The organism is Stenotrophomonas sp. YJH_SMC_17 (assembly GCF_059371655.1).
Genome location: NZ_JCAFUU010000002.1, coordinates 248,876 through 262,724, shown reverse-complemented (window position 1 = coordinate 262,724; position 13,849 = coordinate 248,876). Strand labels below are relative to the sequence as shown.

Genomic DNA, 13,849 nt, shown 5'->3' with positions numbered 1-13,849 from the left:
CCTTACGGATACAGCAGGCGCTTGCTCCAGTGCCCTTCGGCACCGGCTTCATAGCACCAGCGTTCGTGCAGGCGGAACTGCGCGCCGTACCAGAACTCGATGCGGTCGGGCACCACGCGCAGGCCACTCCAGCCCTGCGGGCGCGGCACGTCCTTGTCTTGGAAGCGCGCTTCGACCTCGGCCACGCGCGCGTCGAATTCCTCGCGCGTTGCCAGCGTCTTCGACTGCTGCGAAGCCCAGGCGCCGATCTGGCTCATGCGCGGCCGGCTGGCGAAATAGGCGTCGGCCTCAGCATCGGCGACCTGCTCGACGCGGCCTTCGATGCGTACCTGGATGCCGGCCTCGCGCAGGCTGCGCCACAGGAACAACAGCGCAGCCTGGGGATTGGCCTGCAGTTCCCGCCCCTTGTGGCTGTCCAGGTGGGTGTAGAACACGAAGCCACGCTCGTCGAACGCCTTCAGCAGCACGGTGCGCGCCGAGGGACGACCGTGCGTATCGGCGGTGGCCACGGTCATCGCATTCGGCTCGACCTCGCGGCTCTGTTTGGCCTCGTCGAACAGGGCGGCAAAGGTGGACAGGGCTTCGGCGTACAGGTCGCTCATGATTGCGTTCTTCTCACACGTATTGGGCTATTGTGGCTTCATGGCCGCTGCTGCGTATATGCCCCAGGTGAAAGGATTCCCGGAAACATTGGCCGACCAGGCGCTGGACGATGCGCTGGGCAGCGGCGCAGCGGTTCCAGTATTGGCGATCAGCGGCCTGCAGGGGAGCGGCAAATCGACGCTGGCCGCGCAGGTGGTGGCACGTGCACGGGCGCGCGGCCTGAACGCGGCGACGCTGTCCATCGATGACGTCTACCTGACCCGCGCACAGCGCCAGCGGCTGGCCCGACAGGTGCACCCGCTGCTGATCACCCGCGGCCCACCCGGCACCCATGACCTGCCGCTGGCCCACAGCGTGCTGGACGCGGTAGCCGCGCGCCAGCCCTTCGCATTGCCCCGTTTCGACAAGCTGGCCGACGAACGACTGCCCGAAGCGCAATGGCCACGTATCGAGCAGCCCCTCGACCTGCTGGTGTTCGAAGGCTGGTTCCTGGGCACACCCGCGCAGGATGACGGCGCGCTGGACAGCCCGTTGAACGCACTGGAACGCGAAGCCGATGGCGACGGCCGCTGGCGGCGCTGGTGCAACCTGGCACTGGCCCGCGACTACCCGGCGCTGTGGCAGCGCTGCGACCGGCTGTGGTTCCTGCAGCCGCCGGATTTTTCGGTGGTGCCGCGCTGGCGCTGGCAGCAGGAGCAGAACCTGCAGGCCGCGCAGCCGGGCCGGCACGGCATGAGCCGGCCACAGCTGGAGCGGTTCGTGCAGTACTACGAGCGGGTCAGCCGCCAGGCGCTGCGTGCCCTGCCCGCCCTCGCCGACCACGTGGTGATGCTGGACGGACAGCGACAGGTGCAGGCAGTGCGTTGAGCACGCCTACTCCACCAGGAAGGTCACCCGCAGGTTGACCCGCCATTCGGTGATCTCGCCGCTGCCGTTGGTGACCACCTTGGTCTCGTTCACCCAGGCGCCCTGGATGCCCTTGACCGTCTCGGAGACCTTCTTCAACCCGCTGCGTACCGCGTCCTCTACGCTTTTCGGCGAGGAGGCGGTGATTTCGATGACCTTGGCGACCGTCATGGCCTGTACTCCGGCTGGCGCGGGAAACCCCGCAGGAACGCCCACCCTGACGTGAAGAACGTAAAGGCCGGGGCACGGAGGTGTTAGCATCAGAGGGCATGAATCCCGCTCCGAACCTGATCCTGATCGGCCCGATGGGCGCCGGCAAAACCTGCATCGGCCGCCGCCTGGCCGAGCGCTTCACGCTGGACTTCGTCGATGTCGACCAGGCCATCGTCGATGCCGCCGGCGCAAGCATTCCGACCATCTTCGAGCACTCCGGCGAAGCCGGCTTCCGCAGCCATGAACGCCAAGCCCTGGCCCAGGTGCTGGCCGGTCGCGGCCAACTGGTTTCCACCGGTGGCGGCGCGGTGCTGGATGCGGACAACCGGGCGTTGATCGCCCAGCGAGGCTTCGTGGTCTACCTGCGTGTCAGCGTAGCCGCGCAGCTGGAGCGCCTGGCCCGCGACAAGGGCCGGCCGCTGCTGCAACGCCCGGACCGCGAGCAGGTGCTGCACGACCTGGCCGCACACCGCGACCCGCTATACCGCGAACTGGCCGACCTCACCCTCGATACCGACCCGTACACCGCTGCCGATGCGACTGCCCAGCTGGTGGTCAAGCTGGCCACGCAATGGCAGCGCCAGGACCTGACTGCATGACTTCCCCCGCCCTGCTGCAGGTCGCCGTTGGCGGCGACCGCCCCTACACCATCACCATCGGCGCCGGTGCGCAGGCCGATGGCGCCGCGCTGGCCGCGCACGTTCGTGGCCGCCATGTGCTGCTGCTCAGCGACAGCGAAGTAGCCACGCGCTATCTGGATGCCGTGAAGCAGACCCTGCTGGCCGCGCGCCCCGACCTGATCATCGGCGAGCACGTGCTGGCCGCCGGTGAGGCCTCCAAGACGCTGGCCGAATTCGGCCGCGCGATCGAAGCGCTTGCGGCGCTCGGCGCCACCCGCGACGCCTGCGTGTTCGCCCTTGGCGGCGGCGTGGTTGGCGATCTGGCCGGTTTCGCTGCCGCCTGCTGGATGCGCGGCGTGGACTGCGTGCAGCTGCCGACCACCCTGCTGGCGATGGTCGATTCGTCGGTGGGCGGCAAGACCGCCGTCGACATCCCGGCCGGCAAGAACCTGGTCGGCGCCTTCCATCCGCCGCGTGCGGTCATTGCCGATACCCGCGTGCTGGCCACCCTGCCGCCGCGCGAACTGCGTGCAGGCCTGGCCGAAGTGGTGAAGTACGGTGCGCTGGGCGACGCGGTGTTCTTCGAATGGCTGCAGCAGCATGCCGATGCGCTGGTCGCCGGTGAAGACCACGTGCTTTCCGAAGCCATCGCGCGCAGCTGCCGGCACAAGGCCGCGATCGTCGAACGCGACCCCTTCGAGAAGGGCGAGCGTGCCCTGCTCAACCTGGGCCACACCTTCGGCCATGCCATCGAAACCGAACAGGGCTATTCGGCCCCGGGCCGCGATGCACTGAACCATGGTGAAGCCGTGGCGGTGGGCATGGTGCTGGCGGCGAAGCTGTCCACCCACCTGGGCCTGGCCGAGGATGCCGACCGCCAGCGCCTGCAGGCGCTGCTGGAACGCCTCGGCCTGCCGGTGGCGATCCCGGCCGGACTGGACCCGCAGGCCCTGCTCGGCCGCATGCGGCTGGACAAGAAGAACGTGGCCGGCCGCCTGCGCCTGGTGCTGTGGCGGGGCATGGGCCGCGCCGAAGTGGTGCCGGACGTGGATGAGGCGGCGGTGCTGAAGGTGCTGGGCGCGGGCTGACCTTTCCGCGTTCGGCGGGCATGGCCAGGCGCTAACGGATTGTGCCGCGGCATGAAGCGCAGCCGAGCGTGGGCTCGGCTCTACAGGTCCGTGCCGCACCGGGGCGATACAATCGGCGCCATGCACGTCTACCTGCAACATCCCGACGCCGGTGCGCAGGCACCGCGCTTCCTGCGCCTGAGCCTGCAGCCGGACCTGTTCGGCGGCTGGGAGCTGCTGCGCGAGAGCGGCCGTGTCGGCAGCCGCTCGCAGCTGCGGCGCGAGCTGTTCCTGCAGGCCGACGAAGCCCGCCATGCCTTCGAGAAAGCCCGCGATGCCGAACTGCATCGCGGCTTCCAGATCATTTCGCACGGCGACTGACGCCGCTGCCAACTTTCGTCCAAGGAATGCCCATCGTGACCAGCCCTCTCCGCAACGATCGCCTGCTGCGCGCCCTGCGCCGCGAACCGGTGGACTGCACCCCCGTCTGGCTGATGCGCCAGGCCGGCCGCTACCTGCCGGAGTACCGCGCGACCCGGGCCAAGGCCGGCAGCTTCCTGGCCATGGCCAAGAACCCGGAGATCGCCTGTGAAGTCACCCTGCAGCCGCTGCGCCGCTTCCCGCTGGACGCCGCGATCCTGTTCTCGGACATCCTCACCATTCCCGATGCGATGGGCCTGGAGCTGTACTTCGTTGAGGGCGAAGGCCCGAAGTTCCGCCACCCGGTGCGCGATGAAGCCGCCATCGCCAGGCTGGCGGTGCCGGACATGGAACAGGACCTGGGCTATGTGATGGACGCCGTGCGCCTGATCCGCCGCGAGCTGGACGGCCAGGTACCGTTGATCGGTTTCTCCGGCAGCCCGTGGACGCTGGCCTGCTACATGGTGGAAGGCGGCGGCAGCAAGGATTTCGCGCGCATCAAGGCGATGGCGCTGAACCACCCGCAGGCCCTGCACCGCCTGCTGGAGGTCACCACCGACGCGGTCATCGCCTACCTCGGCGCGCAACGCGCGGCCGGCGCACAGGCCCTGCAGGTGTTCGACACCTGGGGCGGCGTGCTGTCGCCGGCGATGTACCGCGAGTTCTCGTTGCGCTACCTGCAGCGCATCGCCGAAGGCCTGGAACGCGGCGAAGGCAGCGAGCGCACGCCGCTGATCCTGTTCGGCAAGGGTACCGGCCTGCACCTGGAAGCGCTGTCGCAGACCGGCGCCGATGCGCTGGGCCTGGACTGGACACTGGACCTGGACGAGGCCATGCGCCGCACCGGTGGTCGCGTCGCCCTGCAGGGCAACCTCGACCCGACCACGCTGTACGCCTCGCCGGATGCGATCGCCGCCGCTGCCGCGCGCGTGCTCGATACCTATGCCGCGGGCAATGGTGGTTCGCGCGAGGGCCATGTATTCAACCTCGGCCACGGCATGTCGCCGGACATGGACGCGGCGCACGTGCAGGTGCTGGTCGACGCAGTGCACGCGCACAGCCAGCGCTGAACCCCGGCACGGGCCACGGCGCGGCATTGATCGCGCCGTGACCCGCATTGCGCGATCATGGCGCCCCACGCTGCACCGGCCCCCACGCCATGTCCGAACCGTCGCCCGCAGGCGCGCCCGCACCCGACACCGCCGCATCCGCCGCCGAATACGCCCGTTTCCGCCCGCTTCTCTGGCTGGTTTCGCTGGCGATCTTCATGCAGATGCTCGATTCGACCATCGTCAACACCGCGCTGCCGGCGATGGCCAAGAGCCTGGGCGAAAGCCCGTTGCAGATGCAGTCGGTGGTGTTCAGCTACGCGCTGGCGGTCGCCACCTTCATCCCCGCCTCCGGCTGGATCGCCGACCGCTACGGCACCCGCCGCACCTTCCTGGTAGCGATCATCCTGTTCACCCTCGGCTCGCTGGCCTGCGCGCTGGCCCAGCACCTGCACCAGCTGGTCGGCGCGCGCGTGCTGCAGGGCATCGGTGGCGCGATGCTGCTGCCGGTCGGCCGCTTGGCGGTGATGCGCTCGGTGCCGCGCGAGGATTTCCTGCGCGCGATGAGCTTCATCGCCATCCCCGCCCTGGTCGGCCCGTTGATCGGCCCCACCCTCGGCGGCTGGCTGGTGGAAATCGCCTCGTGGCACTGGGTGTTCCTGATCAACCTGCCGATCGGCGTGATCGGTTTCATCGCTGCGATGAAGATCATGCCGGACCACTACGCCAGCCATCGCACCCGCTTCGACCTGCGCGGCTACATCATGCTGGCCTTCGCGATGGTGGTGCTGTCGCTGGCACTGGATGGCATCTCCGGACTGGGCACGCCGCACGCACTGATCATGCTGATGACCGTGGCCGGCCTGGCCGCGCTGGTCGGGTACTGGCTGCATGCGGCCAATTCGACCGCACCGTTGTTCTCGCTGGCGCTGTTCCGCGTGCCCAGCTACCGCATCGGCATCCTCGGCAACCTGTTCTCGCGCATCGGCAGCAGCGCCATGCCGATGCTGATCCCGCTGCTGCTGCAGGTCGGCCTGGGCCTGGGCCCGATGAACGCCGGCCTGATGATGGTGCCGGTGGCCGCCGCTGGCATGGTCTCCAAGCAGCTGGCGGTGAAGCTGGTCGAACGCTTCGGCTACCGCCGCGTGCTGATGGTCAACACCGTGCTGGTGGGCCTGGCGATGGCCAGCTTCATCCTGATGACACCGGGCCAGCACCTGGCCTGGCGCCTGCTGCAGCTGGCGTTCTTCGGCGCGGTCAATTCCCTGCAGTTCACCGTGATGAACACCGTGACCCTGCGTGATCTGGACCGCGAATTCGCCAGTTCCGGCAACAGCCTGCTGTCGATGGTGATGATGCTCGCGGCCGGCTTCGGTGCTGCTGCCGCCGGCAGCCTGCTGGCCGCATTCGGCAATCATCTGGACAGCACCGATGCCACGGCGGCGTTGCATGCCACCTTCCTGTGTGTGGGCGCGATCACGCTGACCTCGACGATGATCTTCTGGCAGCTGCCCGATACCAAGCCTGAGCCACGGCAGGTCGAGCACGTCGCGGAGTGAGGGGGTTCTGCAGGGCCTGCGGCCCTGCACCCGCAGAGGCCGAAGCAACAACAACAGCGAGCATTCCGTGGGTGGTGGGCTGCAAGCCCTGCAATGAACCCTACCGCCCCATCACCCGGGCGATCGCTTCCACCAGCAGCTCACCGGTCACCGGCTTGCGCAGGAAACCGCCGATGCCGGCTGCTTCCACCTGCTGCTGCAGGTCCGGATCGGTCCGCGCCGTCACCGCCAGCAGCGGCAGCATGTAGCCCTGGTTGCGCAGGTGCTGGGCCAGCTCGAAACCACTCAGGCCCGGCAGGTCCAGATCCAGCAGGCCGACATCGAAATCACCGGCACTGATCTCGCGCAGCGCCGCCAGCGCATGCCCCGCATGCACCACCTCATGCCCACGCGCGCTCAGCAGGCCGCGTACCACGTCGGCCACGGTCGCGTCATCCTCGACCAGCAGCACGCGCAGCGGCGGCATGTTGGCCGCCTCTTCACGGTGCGCCTGGCCGTCGGCTTCAGTACTTGCATCGACCACCAGCGGCAACGGCAGGGTCACGCCAAAACACGTGCCGCGACCCAGCTGGCTCTCTACCTGGATACGCCCCTGCATCGCCTGCGCCAGTTCGCGGCAGATCGCCAGGCCCAGGCCGCTGCCGCCGTACTGCGCGGCGGTGCGGGCGCCGTCGGCCTGTTCGAAGCGGCGGAACAGGCGCTGCTGCTGTTCCTGGCTGATGCCCGGACCGGTATCGCGCACTTCGAAATGCAGCGCGCGCAGCTCGCCGTCGCTGCGCGCATGCAGGGTGATGGTGCCGCGGCTGGTGAACTTGACCGCGTTGGAGAGCAGGTTGAGCAGGATCTGCCGTACCCGCATTGCATCGCCGGTGGCCTGCAGGCCCGGCGGCAGCTGGTTGTCGAGGGTGAAGCGCAGGCCCTTCTGTGCTGCCAGCGGTCCCATCAGGGCGGCAAGATCCTGCAGCAGGCAGCTCAGCGCGAACGGCTTTGACTGCAGTTCCAGCCGTCCGGACTCGATCCGTGCCAGGTCCAAGGCATCGTTGACCAGGTGAAGCAGGTGTTCGCCGGCATGCCGGATCGACTGCGTGTAGCCGCGCTGCTGGGGGTCCAGCGGCGAGGCCAGCAGCAGTTCGCTCATGCCGAGCACGCCGGTCATCGGCGTGCGGATTTCGTGGCCGAGATTGGCCAGGAAGCGGGTCTTGGCCGCCGAGGCCTGTTCGGCCAGTTCCTGTTTGTGCAGTGCCAGCTGATAGGCATGGCGCCGCTGCAGGCGGCGGCGGTACAGCCAGGCAAACCAGCTGGTCAACAGGAGTGCGATCGAAGCCAGTACCAGCACTCCGGACAGGCTGCGCCACCATGGCGGCTGCACGCGGAATTCCAGGCTCTGCACCCGCGACCAGACGTGGTCGGCCGAGCGCGCCTGTACTTCCAGGCGGTAGCTGCCCGGCGGCAGGCGCGAGAACAGGCGCTCACCGGCCGGGCCTACTTCCACCCAATCGGGGTCGTAGCCCGCAAGGCGGTAGCGATAGCTGTTGGACGCCGAATCGGCGAATGACAGCAACCGCGCGACGATGCGCAGGTCACGATCACCATCGGCAATCTGCAGGGGCGTGTCGTGGGTCAGGTCGAGTACCTGCTCGTTGCGGCGGACTTCAACCCGCTCGATCACCAGCGGCGCGCGCCGCACCGACGGCCGCACCTGTTCCGGGTCGAACACCACCACGCCGGCCGGGGTACCGGCCACCAGATGGCCATCGCCGGACATCGCCAACGTGTGCTCGCGGAACTCCTGGCTGGGCAGGCCGTCGTGCACGCCGTACAGGCGCACGCTCTGCCCGTCGGCGCCCACCCGGACCAGGCCGCGCGCACTGGTGGCCCAGGCCACGCCCTGTGCATCGACCACCAGCCCGGAGGCGGAGATCGCCGGGTAGCCCTGCTCCGCGCCGACAACGGCCTGCCGCTCCAACCGGCCGTGGCTCCAGCGGTAGCGCGACAGGCGGCCGTCCTCCGACAGCCAGACCTGGCCATCGCGGCCCACGTGCAACGCATGGATCGCGGTCGCCGGCGCACCCGGCACCGGCTGGAAGCGCTCGCTTTCCGGCAGCCACTGCAGCAGGCCACGGCTGCTGGCCAGCCAGATGTGGTCCTGCGGCCCGCATTCCACATCCAGGTTGAGCTGGCCCTGCTGCAGGCCGCGCTGGCCGTTTTCCAGCTGGCGGCGCAGGCGACCGTCGAGGTCACGCTGCTGCAGGCCTGCAGGCAACATCAACCAGAGACTGTCGCCGTCGCAGGTCATCATCGACTCGATGACCCCTTCCATGGCCGCGTCGGCCCCTGCATCACGGCCCCAGCGACGCAGCTCACGTCGCTTCGGGTCATAGCGCAGCAATGCATCGGTCGAGCCGATCCAGACCTGGCCGCGGCGATCCTCGCGTACCGAGGACAGCCAGTACATGCCGTTGACCCAGGTGCGGTGCTGCTCGATCCTGCCGGTCCTGGGATCGAACCGGTCCAGCGCGCCGTGGCTGCCGACCGTCCAGATGCCACCATTGCTGGAAGGGCTGGTGCCCAGCACGAAGGCATTGCGCAGCGAACCGGCGTCATCCTCCAGCCGCGACAGCACCGAGAACTGCCACCAGCGCGGCAGCAGGTGCCACAGGCCGGCATTGGTACTGGCCAGCCAGATGCCGCCTTCGCGGTCCTCGTAGGCGCCAGTCCAGTTCGGCCGCACCGGCCCGCGCGCAACGGCGCTGTACAGCGGAACGGTCTGGTACTGCCCATCCACGGCCCGACCCAGCCCGGTACGGGTATCCAGCCAATGGCCGCCCTGTTCATCGCGCAGCATCATGCCGAGCACCTGCTCGCCCGACGGTAGTTTCCAGGGCGGCGATTCAAAACGCCCGTCGGGGCGACGCACCGTGGCGCCGGCCGTCGTACTGATCCACAGGCTGCCATCGGGTTCGCTGGTCAATCCATTGATCAGCAGGCTGGGAATAACATCCGTGCCGACCCGCTCGAAGTCGGTGCCGGTCCAGCGCGCCACGCCATGCTTGGTGCCGACCCACAGGCTGCCATCGGCCAGCGTGGCCAGGTACGGCACCGAGGCGGCGGGCAGGCTGCGCGGATTGTTGGCCTCGGGCAGGAAACGCTGCAGGCGGTCCTGGCTGTCCAGCCGGTACAGGCCACCTTCGTGGGTGCCGAACCAGATCGCACCGTCGGGGGTGGTGGCCAGGCTCCAGACCGTGTTGGTCCCCATCAGTGGCTGGCTGCTGCGGTCGTAGAAATGCAGCTGGCGGCGGTCGGCCGACATCCGTACCAGGCCCGCGTTCTCGGTCCCGATCCAGAGCTGGTTGCGCGCATCGACCAGGACCGTCCAGATGCGGTTGTCGCGCAGGCCATCCTCCGAGCGCCAGATCCGGTAGTTGCGCCCGTCGTAACGAGCCAGACCGTCGTTGGTGGCGATCCACAGGTAGCCGTAGCGGTCTTCGGCCATGCGGTTGACGGTATTGGAGGGCAGGCCGTCGAACACCGTCACCTGGCGCGGGCTCGGGGGCACCGGCTGCGCGGCAGCGGGTGACAGGCAGCACAGGAGGATCAGCAGCAGCATCGCCGCCCGCAGATACGCCACCGATTGCCTCCTCACGCTGCCCTGATGATTCCCGCGCTGCGGGCGTCGGCATGGTAAACCGAAAGTCGCGCCGTTCACGCCCGGCGCCGACGTTTTCAAGTCGTGGTCTGTCGTTTAGTGCGCGCCTGGATGATCGCTGTCACCAGCATGTCGCCGGTGACCGGCTTGCGCAGGAAGCCATCGAAACCGGCAGCGAGCACCTGCGATTCAGCATAGGCATCGGAGCGTGCGGTGACCGCCACCAGTGGCAGCTCGTAGCCCAGAGTGCGCAGCTGGCGTGCAATCGCAGTACCGTCCAGCGCCGGCAGGTCGAGGTCGAGCAGGCCGACATCGAAGCCGTCGGTCGCGATCTCCGACAAGGCTCCCAGGCCGTGCAGCACATGCACCACGTCATGGCCACGGCTGCGCAGCAGGCCTGCGATGACCTCGGCTACGGTGGCATCGTCCTCCACCAGCAGGATGCGCAATGGCGGCAGCACCAGCGGCGCCGTCGCTTCGCCTGCAGCGGCCGCTGCCTGCCGGGTCCACGGCAGCGGCAACCGCACCCGGAAGCGCGCGCCCTTGCCTGGCTGGCTGTCCACTTCGATGCCCCCACCCATCGCCACGGCCAGCTCCTGGCAGATCGCCAGGCCCAGCCCGCTGCCGCCATAACGCGATGCCGTGCGCGGACCATCGGCCTGTTCGAAGCGATGGAACAGGCGATCCTGCTGCTCGGCACTGATGCCCGGGCCACTGTCATGCACTTCGAAACAGAGCCCGCCGCCGTTCGCTTCCAGGTGCACGGCCAGGCCGACATGACCGCGCTCGGTGAACTTGATCGCATTGCCCAGCAGGTTGAGCAGGATCTGCCGCACACGCATCTCGTCGCCACTGACGCTGATCGGGCCAGGCGGATCGTCGCCACGCTGGAAATCCAGCCTGCGCTGCCTCGCCATGGGCTGCATCAGCGCCTGCACCTGGTCGAGCAGGCCGGCCAGGTCGAACGGGCGCAGATCCAGCTCCAGCCGGCCCGCCTCGATGCGCGCGAGGTCCAACGCATCGTTGACCAACCGCAGCAGATGGCTGCCGGCCTGCTGGATCGAGCCGGCATAGCTGCGCTGCACCGGGTCCAGCGGTGTGGCCAGCAGCAGCTCGCTCATGCCGAGCACGCCGGTCATCGGCGTGCGCACTTCGTGCCCCAGCGTGGCCAGGAACCGGCTCTTGGCCTGCGAGGCCTGTTCGGCAAGCTCCTGCTTGTGCACGGTCAACTGCCATTGCTGGCGACGGCGCAGGCGCGCACGGATCGACCAGACCAGGATGAGCAGCAGCAGCGAACCGATCAGGATGTAGCCGAAGATCGCCATGCCGCTGCGCCACCACGGTGGCAGCACCTTCACCTGCAGCTGCTGCGAAGGCGTCCACGCACCATTGGCGGTGGCCGCCTGCACTTCGATGACGTAGCTGCCGGTGGGCAGTCTCGATAGTGTGCGCTGACCGTCGCCGCCCTGCTCCACCCAGTTCTGGTCATACCCGCGTACCCGGAAGCGGTAGCGGTTGCCCTGGGGGTTGGCATACGACAGCAGCCGCGCATCGATCTGCAGATCGCGATCATCCGGTCCCAGCAGCAGGGTGCCGGTGTTCGGCAGCGGCTGCCAGCCGCGCGCGTCGTCGCGGCGCACGCGCACCTCGGCAATCACCAGCGACGACCCGGGCAGCACGACGTCGTCGGCATTCACGTCGAAAGCGACCAGGCCGGTCTGGGCCACGGCCAGCACGCGGCCATCGGCATTCACCGCCGGCGGACGGCTGGTGAACTCGGCATCGGACAGGCCGTCGCGTTCGTTGAACAACTGCAGGCGCCGTGCTTTCGGATCCCAGCGCAGCAGGCCGCGCGGCGTGGTTGCCCACACCCGGCCATTGTCGGCCAATGCAAGGCCGCCCATGCTGACCGGCGGCACTCCGGCGCTTCCATCAATGCGCTGGATCAGGCGCAGGCTCATGCCATCCCACTGGTAGCGCTCCAGCGCGCCCTGGCGGGCCAGCCACAACTGTTGCGGATCCACCCACACCAGGTCGTAGATCAGACCACGCGAGACACCCGGCACCGCTTCGAAGCGTCCGGCCTGCTCGCGCCAGATACCCATGTCGCCCATCACCCACGCCTTGCCATGGGCATCAAAGCGGATCTGCTCGATGGGTGAATCGGCCGCCTTGCGGAAATCATCGAGTGGATAGCTGCGCAGCACCCGGCCATCCGCACTGCGCTGCTGCAGGCCCAGATTCATCACCGACAGCCAGACCGTGCCATCGGGTGCCTGCCGCATCAGGTCGATGCGCTGGCGCAGGTCGGCGCCTCCATCGATATGCCAATCGTGCAGCGCGTGGGTGGCCGGGTCATACACGCTGATACGGCCGGCACGCCCCAGCCACAGGCGCCCGTCCGGCCGCGGCAGGACAGACCACACCGCACCACTGCCAATCTGGCGGTCGCTGGCGAGCAGGCGCAGCGTGCCCTTCGCATCCAGCTGATACACGCCATGCGCCGAACCCACGTAGTAGTTGTGGCCATCACTGGCCGCGCCCAGCAGGTACTGGCTGTCCAGCGGCTTGCCATCGAGCTGGTTCCAGATCGAGAAGCGGCGCCAGTCCGGCGGCAGGTAAGCCAGGCCCTGGGTCAACAACGCCACCCAAAGTCCGCCCTCATGGTCCTGCAGCATGTCGAGCACACCGCTCTGTGCAGTGAGGAAACCACTGCCGCGGTCGCCCTCGAGGCGCCACAGCGCACTGGCGTCGCCGCGCAGCAGGCCGTCGGACGTGCCGGCCCAGTAGCCACCCCGCCGATCGGCCAGCACCAGCGCCGAGCGCAGGCGGGCGCTGTCGCTCCAGCGCGGACGGCTGACCCGGTCCTGCGCATCGATGCGGTACAGGCCGTCGTTCTGGCTGCCAAGCCAGATCGAACCGTCCGGATCACGGCTCATCCGCAGCACGCTCAGCGCGCCCAGTTCGTGCGGTGCCACCGGCTCGAAGCCAACGCCGTTCCAGCGCGCGACCCCGGCCTCGGTGCCGATCCACAGGCGGCCGCGGGCATCGACCAGGCTGCTGTAGATGGTGTTGCTGGGCAGGCCGTCGGCGCGGGCCGGGTCGTGCTTGAAGAAACGCAGGCTGCCGTCCTCGCCGAACCGGCAGATGCCCTGGCTGCTGGTGCCGATCCACAACGCGTCCGCGGCATACGCCAGTGTCCAGAACTGGCTCATGCAGGGGCCATTGACCGCATCGAAGGTCCTGAAGCGCTCGCGGTCGGCATCCAGGCGGGCCACGCCCTTGCCATTGATGCCCACCCATACCCGGTCCAGCGGATCGACCAGCAGGGTCTCGATCTCGTTGCCGGGCAACGAGCCAGGCTGCTCCGGATCGTGCTCCCAGACCCGCAGCGAGCTGCCGTCGTAACGCACCAGGCCACCATCGGTTGCAGCCCAGATATGGCCCTGGCGGTCCTCGGCCAGCGCCAGCACCATGCGCGACGGCATGCCTTCGGCGGCACCGAAGCGCCGCAGGCGCGGTGTTTCTGCCATGTCCAGGGCCGCAGCCGCTGTGGCGGACGCCAACAGCAGCAGCCCCGTTCCCGCGATGCCCAGGCACCACAGGCGCCAGCCGCTCGTCATCCTGAACCCCCTGTCCTGGCCCGATTGTCACACAGGCCGGGTCCATGGCTGCAACAGCCTGTTGCCGGCGCAAGGCCACCACGAACTGTTGCAGCCATGCACGCATCCTTGGCAGGGGCCTGTGCGTATGATCACAGCGTCCC

Annotated in this window: 10 protein-coding genes; 6 read left to right on the top strand and 4 right to left on the bottom strand. The window is 68.6% G+C overall.

Annotation, left to right across the window (positions count from 1 at the left end; all coding sequences use genetic code 11):
* Positions 1–2 precede the first annotated feature (2 nt).
* Complete coding sequence (pdxH, locus tag AC5P8Z_RS06280; protein WP_286069451.1) at positions 3–602, bottom strand: pyridoxamine 5'-phosphate oxidase; 600 nt, start codon at positions 600–602, stop codon at positions 3–5.
* Between the two features lie 40 nt (positions 603–642).
* Here pdxH and AC5P8Z_RS06275 point away from each other — a divergent pair, with 40 nt between their 5' ends.
* Positions 643–1,470, top strand: a complete 828-nt coding sequence (locus AC5P8Z_RS06275; protein WP_495228479.1) for a kinase — start codon at positions 643–645, stop codon at positions 1,468–1,470.
* Between the two features lie 6 nt (positions 1,471–1,476).
* Here AC5P8Z_RS06275 and AC5P8Z_RS06270 read toward each other — a convergent pair whose 3' ends face one another.
* Positions 1,477–1,680, bottom strand: coding sequence for a dodecin family protein (locus AC5P8Z_RS06270; protein WP_005410663.1), 204 nt, complete (start codon positions 1,678–1,680; stop codon positions 1,477–1,479).
* Between the two features lie 98 nt (positions 1,681–1,778).
* On the opposite strand from AC5P8Z_RS06270, the gene AC5P8Z_RS06265 reads away from it, so the two are divergent.
* The 5 genes from AC5P8Z_RS06265 (at position 1,779) to mdtD (ending at position 6,437) form a co-directional block, all read left to right on the top strand.
* On the top strand, positions 1,779–2,321 hold the full coding sequence (locus tag AC5P8Z_RS06265) for a shikimate kinase (protein WP_286069454.1): 543 nt from the start codon (positions 1,779–1,781) through the stop codon (positions 2,319–2,321).
* Positions 2,318–3,430: a 3-dehydroquinate synthase gene (gene aroB, locus AC5P8Z_RS06260; protein ID WP_495228477.1), complete on the top strand. Its 1,113-nt coding sequence runs from the start codon at positions 2,318–2,320 to the stop codon at positions 3,428–3,430. The genes AC5P8Z_RS06265 and aroB overlap by 4 nt, the downstream gene beginning before the upstream one ends.
* A gap of 120 nt (positions 3,431–3,550) precedes the next feature.
* Positions 3,551–3,790, top strand: coding sequence for a WGR domain-containing protein (locus AC5P8Z_RS06255; protein ID WP_295565301.1), 240 nt, complete (start codon positions 3,551–3,553; stop codon positions 3,788–3,790).
* A gap of 26 nt (positions 3,791–3,816) precedes the next feature.
* Positions 3,817–4,899, top strand: a complete 1,083-nt coding sequence (gene hemE, locus AC5P8Z_RS06250; protein WP_495228476.1) for a uroporphyrinogen decarboxylase — start codon at positions 3,817–3,819, stop codon at positions 4,897–4,899.
* Positions 4,900–4,988: 89 nt separating this feature from the next.
* Positions 4,989–6,437, top strand: coding sequence for a multidrug transporter subunit MdtD (gene mdtD, locus AC5P8Z_RS06245; protein WP_286069456.1), 1,449 nt, complete (start codon positions 4,989–4,991; stop codon positions 6,435–6,437).
* A 100-nt stretch (positions 6,438–6,537) separates the two neighbouring features.
* Here mdtD and AC5P8Z_RS06240 read toward each other — a convergent pair whose 3' ends face one another.
* Positions 6,538–10,065 carry a hybrid sensor histidine kinase/response regulator gene (locus AC5P8Z_RS06240; protein ID WP_495228474.1) on the bottom strand — a complete coding sequence of 1,176 codons (3,528 nt, stop codon included), beginning with the start codon at positions 10,063–10,065 and terminating at the stop codon, positions 6,538–6,540.
* A gap of 95 nt (positions 10,066–10,160) precedes the next feature.
* Positions 10,161–13,706, bottom strand: coding sequence for a hybrid sensor histidine kinase/response regulator (locus AC5P8Z_RS06235; RefSeq protein ID WP_495228472.1), 3,546 nt, complete (start codon positions 13,704–13,706; stop codon positions 10,161–10,163).
* Between the last annotated feature and the right edge of the window lie 143 nt (positions 13,707–13,849).

Coding starts and splice junctions, on each gene's coding strand:
- pdxH (WP_286069451.1), bottom strand. CDS start 602: ATGAGCGACCTGTACGCCGAAGCCCTGTCCACCTTTGCCGCCCTGTTC.
- AC5P8Z_RS06275 (WP_495228479.1), top strand. CDS start 643: ATGGCCGCTGCTGCGTATATGCCCCAGGTGAAAGGATTCCCGGAAACA.
- AC5P8Z_RS06270 (WP_005410663.1), bottom strand. CDS start 1,680: ATGACGGTCGCCAAGGTCATCGAAATCACCGCCTCCTCGCCGAAAAGC.
- AC5P8Z_RS06265 (WP_286069454.1), top strand. CDS start 1,779: ATGAATCCCGCTCCGAACCTGATCCTGATCGGCCCGATGGGCGCCGGC.
- aroB (WP_495228477.1), top strand. CDS start 2,318: ATGACTTCCCCCGCCCTGCTGCAGGTCGCCGTTGGCGGCGACCGCCCC.
- AC5P8Z_RS06255 (WP_295565301.1), top strand. CDS start 3,551: ATGCACGTCTACCTGCAACATCCCGACGCCGGTGCGCAGGCACCGCGC.
- hemE (WP_495228476.1), top strand. CDS start 3,817: ATGCCCATCGTGACCAGCCCTCTCCGCAACGATCGCCTGCTGCGCGCC.
- mdtD (WP_286069456.1), top strand. CDS start 4,989: ATGTCCGAACCGTCGCCCGCAGGCGCGCCCGCACCCGACACCGCCGCA.
- AC5P8Z_RS06235 (WP_495228472.1), bottom strand. CDS start 13,706: ATGACGAGCGGCTGGCGCCTGTGGTGCCTGGGCATCGCGGGAACGGGG.